This is a genomic window from Comamonas thiooxydans, from assembly GCF_002157685.2.
Taxonomy (GTDB): Bacteria; Pseudomonadota; Gammaproteobacteria; order Burkholderiales; family Burkholderiaceae_C; genus Comamonas; species Comamonas testosteroni_H.
In genome coordinates this window covers 953620-969832 of the sequence record NZ_AP026738.1, presented here as the reverse complement: position 1 = coordinate 969832, position 16213 = coordinate 953620, and the positions used below count along the sequence as shown (strand labels likewise).

The 16213-nt window shown below is 63.4% G+C and carries 14 protein-coding genes; 5 read left to right on the top strand and 9 right to left on the bottom strand.

The window, feature by feature from the left end; all coding sequences use genetic code 11:
- Window positions 1-39: 39 nt before the first annotated feature.
- The 5 genes from tfpB to CTR2_RS04400 all read right to left on the bottom strand — a co-directional run bounded on the left by tfpB (window position 40) and on the right by CTR2_RS04400 (window position 4715).
- A complete protein-coding gene (gene tfpB, locus CTR2_RS04420) occupies window positions 40-1842 on the bottom strand; it encodes a type IV pilus assembly ATPase TfpB (protein WP_087084927.1) in 1803 nt (600 codons plus the stop codon).
- A 106-nt stretch (window positions 1843-1948) separates the two neighbouring features.
- Window positions 1949-2311: a FlxA-like family protein gene (locus CTR2_RS04415; RefSeq protein WP_087085247.1), complete on the bottom strand. Its 363-nt coding sequence runs from the start codon at window positions 2309-2311 to the stop codon at window positions 1949-1951.
- Window positions 2312-2378: 67 nt separating this feature from the next.
- Window positions 2379-3242 (bottom strand): spermine/spermidine synthase domain-containing protein, encoded by an 864-nt coding sequence (locus CTR2_RS04410; RefSeq protein ID WP_087084928.1) that lies wholly within the window; start codon window positions 3240-3242, stop codon window positions 2379-2381.
- 15 nt (window positions 3243-3257) lie between these two features.
- Window positions 3258-3794, bottom strand: coding sequence for a DNA-deoxyinosine glycosylase (locus tag CTR2_RS04405; RefSeq protein ID WP_087084929.1), 537 nt, complete (start codon window positions 3792-3794; stop codon window positions 3258-3260).
- Between the two features lie 99 nt (window positions 3795-3893).
- Window positions 3894-4715 carry a TatD family hydrolase gene (locus CTR2_RS04400; RefSeq protein ID WP_254913445.1) on the bottom strand — a complete coding sequence of 274 codons (822 nt, stop codon included), beginning with the start codon at window positions 4713-4715 and terminating at the stop codon, window positions 3894-3896.
- Between the two features lie 169 nt (window positions 4716-4884).
- Here CTR2_RS04400 and CTR2_RS04395 point away from each other — a divergent pair, with 169 nt between their 5' ends.
- Window positions 4885-6309 (top strand): methyl-accepting chemotaxis protein, encoded by a 1425-nt coding sequence (locus CTR2_RS04395; protein WP_087084931.1) that lies wholly within the window; start codon window positions 4885-4887, stop codon window positions 6307-6309.
- Between the two features lie 58 nt (window positions 6310-6367).
- Here the strand turns inward: CTR2_RS04395 and lolD are convergent, their stop codons facing one another.
- The 3 genes from lolD to CTR2_RS04380 all read right to left on the bottom strand — a co-directional run bounded on the left by lolD (window position 6368) and on the right by CTR2_RS04380 (window position 8852).
- The gene (gene lolD / locus CTR2_RS04390; protein ID WP_087084932.1) at window positions 6368-7057 is read right to left on the bottom strand and encodes a lipoprotein-releasing ABC transporter ATP-binding protein LolD; all 690 of its coding nucleotides are present in this window, start codon (window positions 7055-7057) and stop codon (window positions 6368-6370) included.
- Window positions 7050-8303, bottom strand: coding sequence for a lipoprotein-releasing ABC transporter permease subunit (locus tag CTR2_RS04385; RefSeq protein WP_003076911.1), 1254 nt, complete (start codon window positions 8301-8303; stop codon window positions 7050-7052). The genes lolD and CTR2_RS04385 overlap by 8 nt, the downstream gene beginning before the upstream one ends.
- A 78-nt stretch (window positions 8304-8381) precedes the next feature.
- Window positions 8382-8852, bottom strand: a complete 471-nt coding sequence (locus CTR2_RS04380) for a MarR family winged helix-turn-helix transcriptional regulator (RefSeq protein ID WP_087084933.1) — start codon at window positions 8850-8852, stop codon at window positions 8382-8384.
- A gap of 160 nt (window positions 8853-9012) precedes the next feature.
- Here CTR2_RS04380 and CTR2_RS04375 point away from each other — a divergent pair, with 160 nt between their 5' ends.
- From CTR2_RS04375 to recJ, 4 genes are read left to right on the top strand one after another with little or no spacing between them, the layout of a single operon-like run.
- Window positions 9013-10014 carry a Bug family tripartite tricarboxylate transporter substrate binding protein gene (locus tag CTR2_RS04375; RefSeq protein WP_087084934.1) on the top strand — a complete coding sequence of 334 codons (1002 nt, stop codon included), beginning with the start codon at window positions 9013-9015 and terminating at the stop codon, window positions 10012-10014.
- 43 nt (window positions 10015-10057) lie between these two features.
- Window positions 10058-11383 carry a sulfatase family protein gene (locus CTR2_RS04370; protein ID WP_087084935.1) on the top strand — a complete coding sequence of 442 codons (1326 nt, stop codon included), beginning with the start codon at window positions 10058-10060 and terminating at the stop codon, window positions 11381-11383.
- 52 nt (window positions 11384-11435) lie between these two features.
- Window positions 11436-12407 carry a phosphoglycerate mutase gene (locus CTR2_RS04365; protein WP_087084936.1) on the top strand — a complete coding sequence of 324 codons (972 nt, stop codon included), beginning with the start codon at window positions 11436-11438 and terminating at the stop codon, window positions 12405-12407.
- A complete protein-coding gene (recJ, locus tag CTR2_RS04360; protein ID WP_087084937.1) occupies window positions 12404-14143 on the top strand; it encodes a single-stranded-DNA-specific exonuclease RecJ in 1740 nt (579 codons plus the stop codon). Before CTR2_RS04365 ends, recJ begins: the two co-directional genes overlap by 4 nt.
- Window positions 14144-14212: 69 nt before the next feature.
- Here the strand turns inward: recJ and CTR2_RS04355 are convergent, their stop codons facing one another.
- Window positions 14213-15931 carry a methyl-accepting chemotaxis protein gene (locus tag CTR2_RS04355; RefSeq protein ID WP_087084938.1) on the bottom strand — a complete coding sequence of 573 codons (1719 nt, stop codon included), beginning with the start codon at window positions 15929-15931 and terminating at the stop codon, window positions 14213-14215.
- Between the last annotated feature and the right edge of the window lie 282 nt (window positions 15932-16213).

Here is a 16213-nt window from a genome sequence, read left to right as displayed (position 1 = left end):
ACTACCCAAAACAAAAAGCAAGCACTCGCATTCAATTCGTCAGATTTCGCTCATCAGCGGAGTGCAGGCCAGCACCTCGGGCAAGGTGGTCACGCCCTCGGCAACGCGCAAAGCCCCGGCCAGGCGCAGAGGGCGCATGCCATCCTGCACGGCCTGACGGCGCAGAACGTCCATGGATGGGGCATCATGAATCTGCTTCTTGAGGGCCTCGGTCACCATCAGCAACTCGTACAGACCCATGCGGCCGCGGTAACCTGTCATGCGGCAGTCCTCACAACCCACAGGCTTGTAGGGCTGGTAACTGCCGGTCAGCTTCCAGGGCTTGACCGATTCGGCCAGATCCTCGGGCTTTGCGTCTTCATCGCGCACCTTGCAGCTGGAGCACAGCGTACGCACCAGACGCTGGGCCAGCACGCCCAGCAAGGTGGCGTTGATCAGATAGGAGGGCACGCCCAGCTCCATCAGGCGGCTGACGGCGCTGGGAGCATCATTGGTATGCAGCGTGGAGAAGACCAGGTGGCCGGTCAGTGCAGCCTGCACCGCCATCTCGGCGGTGGCCAGATCGCGAATCTCGCCCACCATGATGATGTCCGGGTCCTGACGCATCAGCGCACGCAGGCCTTCGGTGAAGCCGAAGTCGAGCTGGGGCTGAACCTGGGTCTGATTGAAGCTGGGCTCGATCATTTCGATGGGGTCTTCCACCGTGCTGACATTGACCTCCTCGGTCGCCACACGCTTGAGCGTGGAGTACAGCGTGGTGGTCTTGCCCGATCCCGTGGGGCCGGTAACCAGGATGATGCCGTGTGGGCGCTTGACCAGATCTTCCCAGCGCTGCGCGTCATGGGCACTGAAGCCCAGCGCATCCAGGTTCTTGACCGTATTCTCCGGGTCGAAGATACGCATCACCATCTTCTCGCCAAACGCCGTGGGCAAGGTGGACAAGCGCATTTCCACTTCCTCGCCGCGCGGGTTGCGCGTCTTGATGCGGCCATCCAGCGGGCGGCGCTTTTCCACCACATCCATGCGTCCCAGCAGCTTGACGCGCGCCACCATGGCATTCAGCACGCCCATGGGCATCTGGTAGACCGGATGCAGCACGCCGTCGATGCGAAAGCGGATCACGCCCTGCTCGCGCCTTGGCTCCAGATGAATGTCGCTGGCCCGCTGGTCGAAGGCATACTGCCACAGCCAGTCCACCACGCGCACCACGCCCTGGTCGTTGGCATCGAGCTGCTTGTTGCTTTTACCCAGCTCTACCAGCTGTTCAAAACTGGCGCCGCCGGTCGCACCACCGGCTTTCTCTGCCGCACGCACGGACTTGGCCAGGGCGAAGAACTCTGCCGTATAGCGCTTGATATCCTGCGGATTGGCCACCACGCAGCGCACGCTGCGGCGTGCCTGCCGTTCCACCTCGCTCACCCAGTCGCTGATGAAGGGCTCGGCCGTGGCAATCACCACCTCCTTGGCCGTCACCTGCACGGGCAGCACCTTGTGGCGCTCGGCATAGCTGGCGCTCATGACCTCGCCCACTCGGCCCACATCCACGCGCAGCGGATCGATGCGCAGATAGGCCAGACCGCTACGCTGCGCCAGATACTGGGTCAGGGTCTCCAGGTCCAGCGGCTGACGCGTCTGGGCGCTGACAACACCGACATTGGCGAGCCGCACCAGCGGCAGCTGCGCGCTTTCTGCGGCCGAGCAGCGCGCAACCGTGCGCTCGGCCTCCTGCGCCGTGATCACAGCGTCTTCCTGCAACCATTGCACCAGCTTGCGCCAGTCCAGCGGTCCCTGGTATTTAGCAGGCTTGATGGACTGGGACAGAAGGGATTCAGTCAATGACATGGGCGGCAGTGGCAACAAAACTGCCTTGACTGTACCGCCATCGGCCCACGCTCCTGACTAGGACGATACAAAGCAGGCGGACGATGGCATTCATCCCTGATGCAGCTCAGGCGTATTCGTCCACCAGACCGCCCAGCCCGCCCTGGCCCGGATTGCCGCGACTTCTGCTCTGCACCTGCTCATCCCGCTTTTGCTGGACTGCATCGGTCCCCCGCTGGGCAGCCTGCTGGGCTTGCTGTGCCTGCTGGTTCTGCAAGGCCTCTATCTGGGCCTGCAGCATCTGGATCTTGGCCTGCAGCAGCTGCGCCTGCCGCTCCTTGGTTTTGGCATCAGCGTCGCTGTTGGCAACTTCCTTGAGTTCGTTGGTGGCATCCTTGATCTGCTTTTGCAGCTGCTGGATACGCGATGCCACACCAGCCCCCGAAGGGGCCGAACCGGCAGAACTGGAGGAGATGGCACTGATCGTCATGTCCATATCATCGGCAGAAAACCGCAACCATCAAGGCCGACACAATCACTTTACTCAGGCTTTGCAATTACACGGTAGCGCCCCGGCCGATGCGGCTGACTTTGGCTTTGGCCGTCTTGCTGCCTGCCTCTGCATCGCGTGCAGGCACAAACACCTTGGCCCAGCGGGTGGTGTTCAGGTCCCAACGGGCCTGCACCTGATCGCAGGCCTGATCCAGCTCGGCGCCCTGCAGAACACGCGGTGTGCGCTGTGCCAGCACCACGGTATTGCCTTCGCGTGTGGGGCGGAAGGCCCAGAGCGCGTCCTCGCCAAAGGCCTGAGCCATCTGATCCAGGCTTTTGTCAAAGCTGGAGGAGCGGCCAAAGAGGTTGACGGTCATGATGCCGTCCTCGGTCAGAAGATTGCGGCAATCGGCATAGAACTCGGCGCTATCGAGCACGGGAGCCGCAGCCTCATGGTCGTACAGATCGACGGCCAGTGCATCGACCGTGCCCTGCCACTCGGTCTTTTTGATCTCCTGAGCTGCATCGGCCAGCACCACCTGCAGCGTGCTGCTGTCGGGCGGCAGCTTGAACCAGCTACGGCACACGGCCAGAACCTGAGGGTTCAGCTCAACGGCCGTGGTCTTCATGCGCAGCTTCTTGTGACAGAACTTGGTGATGGCGGCCGCTCCCAGACCCAGTTGCATGGCGTGCATCCGAGGCACTTCGGCAGGCTCGGCAAACAGCAGCCAACCCATCATGCGCTGCACATACTCCAGGTCGATATCAAAAGGATCGCGAATACGCATGGAGCCCTGGACCCAGGGCGTGCCCAGATGCAGATAGCGGATATCGCCGTCGTCGGAGACGCTGACTTCTGGCAGCTCCTGCACGCTGGCCACATTCTTGTCTTGCGCGGATTTGGCACCGCCACGGGTTTTACGGATCACGTTTCACACCAATCTTCAAAGCAGGCCATGGGCCGCCAGCGCATGGTGCCAGGCCTGCAGTTTTCTATCGAACGACCAGCCGGCATTGGCCGGGCTGGTGGATGGCAGCTTGAGGGCGATCAGCCCCAGTGCCTCTGTCTGACGGGCATGCTTGTAGCTCTCGCCGCCGTTGTGCAACGCCAGCTGCAGATCAGGACAGCGCTGACGCAGTCCGGCAAAGTCGTTGACCTGGGCTGCGCGAATGGCGCTGTCCAGACTGCCCTCGCGCTCGCAGCTCGCATACACATCCCACAGACCCAGCCCGCGTGCCAGCAGCCATTCGCAGCGGCCCGCGTAATCAGTACGTGCCGGCTGCAGGTGCTGAGGCCACAAGGCCTGCAGCAGCGGCCAGAACTGGTTTTGCGGATGGGCATAGTACTGGGCCTGCTGCAGCGACTTCAGGCCCGGAAAGCTGCCCAGAACCAGCGCACGCGTGCGCTCATCGGCCACGGCCGCCAGCCCCTGCCAGCGCAGGCCAGTCTCTGTTGGAGTGGCGGAAGAATCCTCGGTCATGCTCTATTGTCGCCCAGTCACCATCGACCTGGCTCTTGGGCTGATATTCAAAAAGATGAGCATGAGCCTCTTTGCCTGCAAAGGATAGATGCCACCCATCTACGGGAGTGCCGGCAGCCCTTTGAGTGCCTTACGTGCATTGGCCGTGCAAGCCTGCGCCAGTTGCTCAATGCCTATGCCACGCAGCCGCGCGATCTCCACCGCAATGCGCGGCAGCTCGGCGGAGCTGTTACGCCCCTGGGGCTGACCGGCCGCACGCTGTTCGGCCGTGGTGTAGAGCCAGTGCGGCGGAATATCGGGAGCATCGGTTTCCAGAACCAGCGCCTCCAGCGGCAGGCTGGCCGCCAGCTCACGCAGCTTGAGCGCGCGTTCATAGGTGACGGCGCCGCCAAAGCCCAGCTTGAAGCCCATATCGATGAAGGCCTGCGCCTGCTGGGCGCTGCCGTTGAAGGCATGGGCAATCCCCCCCACGACCCTGTGCTGACGCAAGGTCTTAAGCAGACGATCGCTGCTCTTGCGCACATGCAGGATGACGGGCAACTCGAACTCGCATGCCAGCCGGATCTGCTGCTCGTAGAACCAGATCTGGCGCTGCTCGTCCAGTCCGGGGACAAAAAAGTCGAGGCCGATTTCGCCCACCGCCACCAGATGCGGGTCCCCGCGCTGCTGGCTGAGCAGCTCGCGCAGCGCCGCGATATCGGACTCCTGCGCGCCGGGCGTGTAAAGCGGATGAATGCCCAGCGCATAGCTGTCGCCATGGCGATGGGCAAGCGCAATCACGTCCTGCCAGTGGCTGCGCTGCACGGCAGGAATGACCAGATGCGTGACGCCTGCGGCCTGCGCAGCGGCGCGCACGACATCTCTGTCAGGCGCGAATTCGGGTGCATCCAGGTGGCAATGGGTATCTATCCAGGTGGGCATCTGCACATCATGCATCGGCCGGGCTGCCAGCGCAGGGCGGCATCGGCAGATGACACGTCAAGTGACTACAGACAGTTTCCAGTGTTGTCCTACGGTACACACATTGAAACAAATAAAACATTAAGCAACCTTACCCCCTGCCCTGTGCTATCGGCCAAAGGAGCAAGTTATGACGGGACTTATGCAAAGCACGCTCTGGCAACGCCTGAGCCAAAGTCATCAGCGCGCCGACATGCAGGGCAAGCTGGCCGCGCTGGATCAGGTGCAGGCCGTGATCGAGTTCGATCTGCAAGGCCATGTGCTGACGGCCAATGACAACTTTCTGCGCACCATGGGCTATAGCGCCGAACAGATCATCGGCCAGCACCACCGCATGTTTGTCGATGAGGAAACCCGCGGTTCTGCCGAGTACGCCCAGTTCTGGCAACGCCTGGCAGCAGGCCTGCACGACAGCGGACGCTACCGCCGCATCAACAGCCAGGGCGAGGATGTGTGGCTGCAGGCCAGCTACAACCCGATCTTCGACAGCCAGGGCCAGCCGCGCAAAGTCATCAAGTACGCCACCGACATCACCGAGCAGCAGCAGCAAGAAGACGATGCCCGCGGCCAGCTCCAGGCCATTGCCAAGGTGCAGGCCATCATCGAGTTCGATCTGAACGGCAACATCCTCACGGCCAATGATCTGTTCCTGCAGACCATGGGCTACTCCCTCGCCGAAGTCGTGGGCAGGCACCACAGCATGTTCGTCCAGCCGCACGAACGCCAGTCCCCGGCCTATCAGCATTTCTGGCACAAGCTGGCCCTGGGCCATCATGATGCCGGCCAGTACCTGCGCATAGGCAAGGCCGGCCGCCAGGTCTGGATCGAAGCCAGCTACAACCCCATACTCGACGCCGAAGGCCGCCCCTTCAAGGTCGTCAAGTTCGCCACCAACATCACGCGCCGCGTGACCGCCGCGCAAACCCTGCGCGCCACGGTGGAAGGGCTGACCGAGAGCGCCAACCATGCACGCCAGGCCAACGAGCTGGCCCAGGACGCCTGCAGCGTGGCCGAGGCCGGCGGCCGTACCGTGCAGGACGTGGTGAGCACCATGGAATCCATCAGCGCCAGCTCGCGCAAGATCAGCGACATCATCGGCATGATGGACTCCATCGCCTTCCAGACCAATCTGCTGGCACTCAACGCCGCCGTGGAAGCGGCCCGCGCCGGTGACCAGGGACGCGGCTTTGCCGTGGTGGCCAATGAGGTGCGTCAGCTGGCCCAGCACAGCGCCGAAGCCGCCAAGGAGATCAAGCAGCTGATCCAAACCTCCGTCACCCAGGTCACCCAGGGGGTGACCCAGGTGCGCGAGGCCGGCACCACCATGGCCGAGATCGTGAACTCCTCGCGCCAGGTCACGCAGATCATGGGCGAGGTGGTGCAGACCTCGCTGGCCCAGTCCGCCAGGCTGCGCGAGGTCACCGACGATCTGACGGCGCAGGATGTCTCGGCCAATCATGGCCCGGCCAAGCCGCGCCCCGTCATGCCGCCGCAGGTCTCGGCCCGCGAGCAGGCCACGATCGCCATCCGAAACGCGGCGGTCGGCGCTTATTGAAAAAGGCCCGGCGCTGCAAAGGCCGCGACCGGGCCTTTGCCCATCGACAGACAGGAGGTCAAGCCAGTTGCCCGCGCCCCAGCCTGACCATGCGATCGCAGCGCGCGGCCAGTCCTTCGTCATGGGTGACCATCACAAACGCCGTGCCATGGCTGCGCGCCAGCTCCAGCATCAGCGCAAACACCGTATCAGCCGTGCCGCGATCCAGATTGCCCGTGGGCTCGTCGGCCAGCACGCAGGCCGGACGCGTGACCAGGGCACGTGCAATGGCCACGCGCTGACGCTCGCCGCCCGACAGCTCGGCCGGGCGATGCGCCATGCGCTGGCCCAGGCCCACGGCGCGCAGCATCTCGGCCGCGCGATCCATGCAGTCCTCCTTGGCATCGCGGCGAATGCGCAGCGGCATGGCCACATTCTCCTGGGCCGAGAACTCGGCCAGCAGATGATGGAACTGGTAGATGAAGCCCAGATGCTGGTTGCGCAGCGCGCCCTGCTTTTGCGGGCTGAGCTGGTGCAAGGGCTGGCCCATGAGGCTGACGCTGCCCGTGGTGGGCGCATCCAGCCCGCCCAGCAAGTGCAGCAAGGTGGATTTGCCCGAGCCCGAAGCGCCGACAATCGCCAGCGTCTCGCCCGCCTGAACCTGCAGATCCACGCCCTGCAGCACGGTCACATCCAGCTTGCCTTCGGCAAAGCGCTTGGTCAGGCCGCGTGCCTCCAGCACGCTCTGGCCCATCACGACATCATTCATAACGCAGTGCCTCCGCAGGGTTCACGCGGCTGGCACGCCAGCTGGGGTAAATCGTGGCCACAAAAGAAAGAATCAGGGAAATCACGGCAATCGGCACGATGTCCGTGGACTGCGGCTCGCTGGGCATCTTGCTGATCAGGTAGATGTCCTTGGGCAGGAAATTGGCATGCAGCGCCTGCTCTATGGCCGGCACGATGACGTCGATATTGAAGGCAATCGCCAGCCCCAGCGCCAGACCGGCCAAGGTGCCGATGACGCCGACCATGGCGCCCTGGACCATGAAGATGCCCATGATGGACGAAGGTGAGGCTCCCAGGGTACGCAGGATGGCAATATCGGCGCGCTTGTCCTGCACGCTCATCACCAGGGTGGACACCAGATTGAAAGCCGCCACGGCCACGATCAGGGTCAGGATGATGAACATCATGCGTTTTTCGAGCTGCACGGCGGCAAACCAGGTCTTGTTCTGCTGCGTCCAGTCGCGGATGAACAAACGGTCCGTCAAGGTGTCCGCCAGTTCATGCGCCACGCGCGGGGCCTCGTGCAAATCCTTGAGCTTGAGGCGAATGCCGGTCGGCCCTTCCAGGCGGAAGATGCGCTGCGCATCCTCGTAATGCATCATCACCAGCGCCGAGTCATATTCGTAGTGACCAGAATCGAAGGTGCCGGCTACCGTCATCTGCTTCATGCGCGGCAGCACGCCGGCCGGCGTGACCTGTCCGCTGGGAGCGATCAGCGTGATCACATCGCCTTCGCTCACACCGAGGCTGCGCGCCAGCTCGATGCCAAGCACCACCTTGAACTCGCCGGGCACCAGGCGCTTGAGCACCTCGCCGCTGGTGGCCGCCAGATCGGTTACCTCGCCCTCACGCGCCGGATCGATACCGCGCACCAAGGCGCCTTTCATATCCTCGCCGCGTGCCAGCAATGCCTGAGCCGCCACGAAAGGCGCGGCCCCCACCACATCGGGGTTGGCTCTGGCCTCGCGCATGGTGCGCTCCACATCGGGCAGAGGCGCGCCCTGCGGGGCGTAGATTTCCACATGGGAGACAACGCTGAGCATGCGATCCCGCACTTCCTTCTGGAAGCCGTTCATTACGCTCAGCACAATGATCAGCGCCGCCACGCCCAGCGCAATGCCAAGCATGGAGACACCCGAGATAAAGGAGATGAAGCCATTGCGGCGTGTGGCGCGCCCTGCACGGGTATAGCGCCAGCCCACGGCCAGTTCGTAGGGAAATTGCATGTTGCCAGCATTGTGGCATTGCAGGCAATGCCCTGCCGACGGCGCCAGCCTTATGCGATCTGACTGCCCACCGCCCCTCTATCGGGGCGGCCTGCTGCGCCCTATGCGCGGCAAATCCGCGTATCGCTCCTGCTGCTCCAGCGTCACCGCATGGGCCTGAAGCTTGGCCAGCAGGCCGTCAAACAAGGCCAGCTCTTCATCGCTGAGGACGGACACGATGTCGGCATGAATCTTGACCATCTCGGGCAGGATCAGGCCGTACATGCGCCGCCCCTCCTCGGTCAGATAAATGGCCACGCGCCGGCGATCTCCATCCAGAGGCTTGCGCAGCACCCAGCCTTTTTCCTCCAGGCCACTGAGCGCCCGCGAAGTGCGCGCCCTGTCCAGCTGCACCTTCTGCGCCAGCTCGGAGGACAGCAAACCCTCCTCGGTCGCCAGCGTCGCCATCACGCCCCATTCGCGGCGCGTCAGGCCGAAGTGAGCCTCGCACATGCGCATGGCCATGCCGCCCGCCACGCCAAAGAAGCGGCTGATGCGAAACAGCAGCATCTGCTGAATGGAGGTCGGTTGTCGGGTATTCACGGAGATGAGTTGATTAGATCAATTGTGGATGTCACTTCTACAGTGTGTATTCCCAATACAGAGACAAAGGGAAGTGCTTGGGATTTTCGCAAATGCCAGCTCTTCCCTCAGACAAGAGAGTGATTCCATGGCTCGCCTGACTGCACCCCGCCGCCTTCTTCAAACCAGCCTGGCTTTGCTGCTGGGCTGCTCCGTCTTCGCCTCCCAGGCTCAACCTGCTGATGGCGCGGCCGCCTCTGCCTGGCCCGGCAAGCCGGTTCGACTGATCGCCTCCTTCGCTCCCGGAGGAGCGGTGGACATACTGGCGCGCGGCGTCGGAGAAGTGCTTCAACGCGAGACCAAGCAGCCATTCGTGGTGGAGAATCGCACCGGCGCCGGCGGCAACATAGGAGCCGATTACGTCGCCAAGGCTGCCGCCGACGGCTACACCATGCTGATCGGCCTGGACACGAGCTTCACGGTCAACCCGCTGATCTACAAAAGCATGCCGTTCAAAAATGGCGACCTGCGTCCTGTCATGGTGTTCGCCTCGCAAGGCATGCTGATGGCGGTCAGCCCCAAGACCAATATCAAGACACTGGAGCAGTTCATCGCCCGCGGCAAGGACAAGGGCCTGACCCTGGGGTCCGCCGGCTATGGAACCCCCGGCCATCTGGCCTCCAGCATCCTGACTTACGCCACCGGTGCCAAGGTCAACCATGTGCCCTACAAAGGCAATGCACCTGCCACGCTGGCGATGCTCTCGGGCGAGGTGGACGGCGGCGTCATCAGCTCCACCGCCATGCTGCCCCATGTGACCACTGGAAAGATCACCCCGCTGGCGGTGACCACGGCCCAACGCAACCCCTTGCTGCCGGAAGTCCCGTCGGTGACCGAACTGGGACACAAGGAGCTGCAGCAGGAAGTGCTTTTCGCCGCCTGGGTGCCCAGCAGCACGCCTGAGCCGCTGGTGCAGAAAATCCAGGCCCAGTTCGAGAAGGCAATGAAGGACGGCACATTGCGTGAACGCATGCGTGTCAACGACATGGTCTACGAAGGACTGACAGGCGATGCAGCCGCCAAGCGCATTCAGGCCCTGACCGACCGCTACCGGGTGCTGGCCCAGGCCACGGGCATGAAGATGGAATAAGCGCCTGCGCCAAGCTTCAGCCTCCTCACAACAGCAAGCTTTCATGACCCGCCCCAACATCATCTTCATCGTCGCCGACGATCTCGGCTATGCCGACCTGGGCTGCTACGGCGGCCGCGATGCCGAGTTCGGTCCGGTATCCCCGGTGCTCGATCGCCTGGCGGCCAACGGCCTCAGGCTCACCCAGGGCTATGCCAATTCACCCGTGTGCTCGCCCACACGTTTTGCCTTGGCCACGGCCCGCTATCAATACCGCTTGCGCGGCGCGGCCGAGGAGCCCATCAACAGCAAGACGCGCGGCACGCCGCTGGGCGCCAAGCTGGGCCTGCCGCCCGAAATCCCCACCGTTGCCTCGCTGCTCAAGGGCGCGGGCTACCGCACGGCACTGATAGGCAAATGGCATCTGGGTTACCCTCCCCACTTCGGCCCGCTGCGCTCGGGCTACGAGGAATACTTCGGCCCCATGTCGGGCGGCGTGGATTACTTCACCCATCTGAGCAGCTCGGGCCAGCACGATCTGTGGGTGGGCGAAGAGGAGCACCACGACGAAGGCTATCTGACCGACCTGCTATCCCAGCGTAGCGTGGACTTCGTCAACCGCATGAGCGAAGGCAACTCCCCCTTCTTCTTGAGCCTTCACTACACGGCGCCGCACTGGCCCTGGGAAACCCGTGATGACCGTGAGACTGCCGAGCAGTTGGGGGCGGGCATCACGCATCTGGCGGGCGGCAATATTCACCAGTACCGCCGCATGATTCATCACATGGATGAAGGCATAGGCTGGATCGTCGAAGCACTGCGCAAAAACGGCCAACTCGACAACACGCTGATCGTCTTCACCAGCGATAACGGCGGCGAGCGCTTCTCGGACAGCTGGCCTCTCGTGGGCGGCAAGATGGACCTGACCGAAGGCGGCATTCGCGTGCCCTGGATCGCCCACTGGCCCGCCGTGATCGATGCCCATCGCAGCAGCGCCCAGCCATGCATGACCATGGACTGGTCGGCCACGGTGCTGGACGCAGCCGGTGTAAGCGCCGATCCGGACTACCCGCTGGACGGCGTCTCCATCCTGCCCGTGCTGCGCAGCGACGGTGCGGAGTTTGCCCGACCGCTGTACTGGCGCATGCTCTACCGCAACCAGCGTGCGCTGCGCGAAGGCGAATGGAAATACCTGCGCGTGGAAGACAACGAATACCTGTTCAATCTGGCGCAGGACGAACGCGAGCGTGCCAATCTGGCCGGCCAGCACCCCGAGCGCCTGCAGGCCATGCGACAGCGCTGGGACGACTGGAATGCCAACATGCCCGCCATTGCCGATGATGCGAGTTACAGCCTGGTCTACACCCTGAAAAATATGCCGGCGAGGTGACAAAGCACCCCGCAGCATGCCCGGGCGGCGGCCATGCCCGACAATAGCGCCCATGTCTTTGACCGCGCCTTTGCTGCCTGCCGCCCAAGCCCTGGGCACAGGCGCCCCTGAAATCATTGTTGCCTATGCCAGCGGCCCTGCCGACATTCCCCAGGCATGGGACGGTTTGCAACTCCCTCACCTTCAGGCCTTGCTGGCAACGCTGGCCCCGACCCTGCTGGTGCAGGGCGACGAGATGGACTTCTCCCCCCCGCATGAGCGAGTCCTGGCCCGTGGCATGCAGCTGCCCGATACACCCGGGCTGATTCCCTGGGCTGCGCTGGCGGCCGGAGACAGCAACCAGGCCTGTGCCTTCATCACGCCCTGCCACTGGCATATCACGCCGGACCAGGTCCACCAGACCGACCCGGCCAGCGCGCCACTGGACGAAGACGAATCCCGCCAGTTGCTGGCGTTGATCGCACCCTGGTTCAGCGACGACGGCATCACGCTGGAATATCTGCGTGCCGACCTCTGGCTGGCACGCGGAGCGGCCTTCAAGGACCTGGCTACCGCCTCGATGGACCGGGCACTGGGCCGCGACGTGCGCCCCTGGATGCCCGAGCCCATACAGGGAGCCATCATCCAGCGTCTGCAGACCGAGTTGCAGATGCTGCTCTACACCCATGTCTTCAACGACCAGCGTGCCGCACGCGGTCTACCGCCCATCAACTCCTTCTGGGTACATGGCACGGGAAGCCTGAGCAGCCTGCCCGCAGCGAGCCCTGCCGCAGTCTGTGTCGATGATCTGCGCCACACCGCGCTGCAGGGCAATGTGCAAGGCTGGCAAAAAGCCTGGCAGACGCTGGACAGCGGCCTGATCGCCGAGCTGCAGCAGCGGGCTGCCCGTGGCGAGCCCGTCAAGCTCACTCTCTGCGGCGAGCGCAATGCCGTGCAATGGCAAAGCCAGCCGCGCGGTCTGCTGGACAAGATCAAGAGTGTTTTTGGAACGAAACGCTTGCCTGACCTGCGAGAGATGCTATGAAAATAATCCCCAGGTCCGTGCCCAATGACAGTGTCTCTGCACTACTGCAGGCCAAGATTCATCCCTTGCTGGCCCAGCTCTATGCAGCACGCGGCGTTTGCTCCGCCGACGAGCTGGACGATGCACCGGCCCGGCTGCTCCCGCCCTCGGGCCTGCGCGGCATCGATACTGCCGTGCAGCTGCTGGCTGATGCCATCACCGCGCAAAAGCGTCTGTGCATCGTCGCCGACTATGACTGCGATGGAGCCACGGCCTGCGCCGTGGGCCTGCGCGGCCTGCGCATGCTGGGCGCAGCCCATGCCGACTACCTCGTGCCCGACCGCGTGGTCGACGGCTATGGCCTGACGACCCCCATCTCGCGCCGCGTCAAGGAGACCGGTGCCGACATGCTGATCACCGTGGACAACGGCATTGCCAGCGTCGAAGGCGTGGCCGTGGCCAAGGAGCTGGGCATGTCGGTCGTGGTGACCGACCACCATCTGCCGGGCGACCACCTGCCGCTGGCCGATGCCATCGTCAATCCCAACCAGCCCGGCTGCGAGTTCGCGAGCAAGTCCATGGCCGGTGTGGGCGTCATGTTCTATGTGCTGCTGGCCCTGCGCACCGAGCTGCGCAACCGTGGCCGCTTTGATCGCCACAACCAGCCCCGTCTCGAGCAATTGCTGCCCCTGGTAGCACTGGGCACGGTGGCCGACGTGGTCAAGCTCGATGCCAATAACCGCCGCCTGGTGGCACTGGGCCTCAAGCAGATTCGCAAAGGCGTCATGCAGCCCGGCATACGCGCGCTGTTCGAGGCATCGGGCCGCCGCTTCGACATGGCCACCACCATCGACTTCGGCTTTGCCCTGGGCCCGCGCATCAATGCCGCCGGTCGTCTGGCCGACATGACCATAGGCATCGAGTGCCTGACCACGGAAGATGTCAGCCGCGCCGACAATCTGGCACGCATGCTGGACAGCATCAACCGTGAACGCCGCGAGATCGAAGTAAGCATGCGCGAGCATGCCCTGCTCATGGCCGAAGGCCTGTGCGAGGACGGCATGACGCCGCCGCCTGCCATCAGCGTGTTCGACCCCGACTTTCATGAAGGCGTGGTCGGAGTGGTGGCTTCGCGCATCAAGGACAAGCTGCACCGGCCCACGTTTGTCTTTGCAGCCAGCGGCGCCCCGGGCAAGGAACACGAGCTCAAGGGCTCGGGCCGCTCCATTCCTGGCTTTCATCTGCGCGATGCGCTGGATCTGGTCAGCAAGCGCCACCCCGGTCTGATACTGCGTTTTGGCGGCCACGCCATGGCGGCAGGCTGCACCATCGCGGAAGCGCACTTTGACGAGTTCGAAAAGGCTTTTGCCCAGGTCGCCAGGGAATGGCTGGATGCCGCCACGCTGACGCGCAGGCTGGAGACCGATGGCCCGCTGTCGCCCCAATGGCTGGACACCGGCCTGATCGAACAAATGCAGCTGGCCGTCTGGGGCCAGGGCTTTGCCGCCCCGACTTTCAGCGAAGAGCTGGAAATCACCTCGCAGCGCCTGGTCGGCGAAAAGCACCTGAAGCTGGAACTGCTGCACCATGGCTTCAAGATCGACGGCATCTGGTTCAACCACACCGACCCTCTGCCCGCGCGCACCACCCTGGCCTATCGCCTGGACATCAACGAATGGCGCGGCGAACGCAAGGTGCAATTTCTCGTGGAAGCCGCACAGGACTTCGAGGGCGGTGCCGGCAACATGGGCTTCTGATCCTCGCCCCAGCCTGGACCGCCGCCACCGCGAACGTGGCGGCTGCCCATTTCACGCTTTGCCCGAAACTTAGAACTGTTCCCAGCTATCGTCATCCGCAGTGCTTGCGACCGACCGTGCCTTGGGTCTGGCCTCCGTCAGCCTGGGAACTGCTACGACAGGCTGAGCAGCGGGCCTGATCGCCTTGGTCGTCGCTGTCACTTTCGCAAGCGATACGGGCATGGCCTCGAAAGCCTCGGTATCGCGTCCCAGCTTGAAGACAGACACCACTTCCGCCAGGCGACGCGCCTGCTCCTGCATGGACAGCGCTGCCGCACTGGATTCCTCCACCAGCGCCGCGTTCTGCTGCGTCATCTGATCCAGATTGCTCACCGCCTGGTTGACCTGGTTGATGCCGTCGCGCTGCTCGGTGGACGAGGCCGTGATCTCGCCGATCAGATCGCTGACGCGGCGCACGCTGGCCACGATCTCGCTCATGCTCTGGCCCGCCAGCTCCACCTGCTGCGAGCCCGACTGCACATTGTCCACGCTGGTGGTGATGAGCTGCTTGATCTCCTTGGCTGCCTCGGCGCTGCGCTGCGCCAGGCTGCGCACCTCGCCCGCCACCACGGCAAAGCCACGGCCCTGCTCGCCGGCGCGTGCCGCCTCGACGGCTGCATTCAGAGCCAGGATGTTGGTCTGGAAGGCAATGGAGTCGATCACGCCGATGATGTCGGCAATCTTGCGGCTGCTGTCGGTGATCTGGCCCATGCTCTGCACCACCTGCTGCACCACGCGACCGCCTTGCTCGGCTGCCTGGGCAGCGGTCGAGGCCAGTTGATTGGCCTGACGCGCAGTGTCGGCAGACTGGGTGACGGTGGCCGTCAGCTCTTCCATGCTGGCTGCGGTTTCCTCGAGGTTGGCCGCCGTCTGCTCGGTGCGGGCCGACAGGTCCTGGTTGCCCGTGGCAATCTGGCCCGAGGCCGAAGAGACGGATTCCACGCCCGAGCGCACCTGGCCGACGACAGAGCGCAGGCGCTCGGCCATGGCATTCAGAGACTGGTGCAGATGCCCTAGCTCGTCTTCGCTGCCATGCCCGGTTCTGAAACTCAGATCGCCCTCGGCGATCGCATCTGCCAGCTCCACGGCCTTGACAAGAGGCCGGGTGATGGAGCGCATGATGAGCAAGCCAGTCGCCAATCCCAAAAACATGATGACGCCGCAAGCGACGGCGATCACCACATAGGCTTTGGAGCGGCTGGACTCACCCTGCTCCAGCGCCTGCACCCGGTAGCGGTCCTGCAGTTGCACATAGGCATCCAGGGCCGCGTAGTACTTTTGCGCCATGGGGTTGAGCCGCTCTTCGATCAGCTTTTGTGAACGCGCGAAATCCTTGGATTGACGAGCCTGATCCACCTCCTTGTTCACCGCAAACAAGGCATCTCTATGCGTGTTCACATCGACCATCAGGCTCTTGGCCTCTTGCGTATGAACCTGTGCCAGCACCTTGTCGCGCAACTCGTTGATGCTGGCGATCAGACCGGCCATGGCCTTGTACTGGTGCTCGACCAGATTCTCTTCCGTGGACATGGCGGCCGCCGTGAAGCGATCCATGCTCATCTGGGTCAGGATGCGCCACTCCTTTGCCTGCGCAGCAGCCGTCTGCGCCTCCAGCGCCGCCGTAAAAACGCCCTCGTTGACACGCTTGGAATAAGCCAGGCTGCCTGCCACCAGCAACAACATGCCCGCCAAAAGACCGATCACCAATGCCCACAGCTTCCGGGCCACGGTGAATTGAAACAACTTCATGAACCAACCAATCCAGACAAAAGAACTCACACACAGGCACGTCCGCATCGTGAACTCCGGGCTGGCTTGTGCATGACTCTGACGGTCAATTCCTGGCCCCTGACGTCCTCCCTCCACCTCTCCGGGATGCTCTCCCCGAGGTTGCATCAATATATTAATAATTGTTACAACTGCTTTGCGCATTGCGCACAACTGATGTTCTCAGTACTTTCCCGCTTTTCGGCAAGGCTGGAGTTGGCAATCCAGAATGAAAAAGCCCGCAGCCTCCTGTCAGAAGCGGCG

Bases quoted from the DNA above. Each gene is read 5' to 3' on its own strand.
- tfpB (WP_087084927.1), bottom strand. From the start codon at position 1,842: ATGTCATTGACTGAATCCCTTCTGTCCCAGTCCATCAAGCCTGCTAAA.
- CTR2_RS04415 (WP_087085247.1), bottom strand. From the start codon at position 2,311: ATGACGATCAGTGCCATCTCCTCCAGTTCTGCCGGTTCGGCCCCTTCG.
- CTR2_RS04405 (WP_087084929.1), bottom strand. From the start codon at position 3,794: ATGACCGAGGATTCTTCCGCCACTCCAACAGAGACTGGCCTGCGCTGG.
- CTR2_RS04400 (WP_254913445.1), bottom strand. From the start codon at position 4,715: ATGCCCACCTGGATAGATACCCATTGCCACCTGGATGCACCCGAATTC.
- CTR2_RS04395 (WP_087084931.1), top strand. From the start codon at position 4,885: ATGACGGGACTTATGCAAAGCACGCTCTGGCAACGCCTGAGCCAAAGT.
- lolD (WP_087084932.1), bottom strand. From the start codon at position 7,057: ATGAATGATGTCGTGATGGGCCAGAGCGTGCTGGAGGCACGCGGCCTG.
- CTR2_RS04385 (WP_003076911.1), bottom strand. From the start codon at position 8,303: ATGCAATTTCCCTACGAACTGGCCGTGGGCTGGCGCTATACCCGTGCA.
- CTR2_RS04380 (WP_087084933.1), bottom strand. From the start codon at position 8,852: ATGCTGCTGTTTCGCATCAGCCGCTTCTTTGGCGTGGCGGGCGGCATG.
- CTR2_RS04375 (WP_087084934.1), top strand. From the start codon at position 9,013: ATGGCTCGCCTGACTGCACCCCGCCGCCTTCTTCAAACCAGCCTGGCT.
- CTR2_RS04370 (WP_087084935.1), top strand. From the start codon at position 10,058: ATGACCCGCCCCAACATCATCTTCATCGTCGCCGACGATCTCGGCTAT.
- CTR2_RS04365 (WP_087084936.1), top strand. From the start codon at position 11,436: ATGTCTTTGACCGCGCCTTTGCTGCCTGCCGCCCAAGCCCTGGGCACA.
- recJ (WP_087084937.1), top strand. From the start codon at position 12,404: ATGAAAATAATCCCCAGGTCCGTGCCCAATGACAGTGTCTCTGCACTA.
- CTR2_RS04355 (WP_087084938.1), bottom strand. From the start codon at position 15,931: ATGAAGTTGTTTCAATTCACCGTGGCCCGGAAGCTGTGGGCATTGGTG.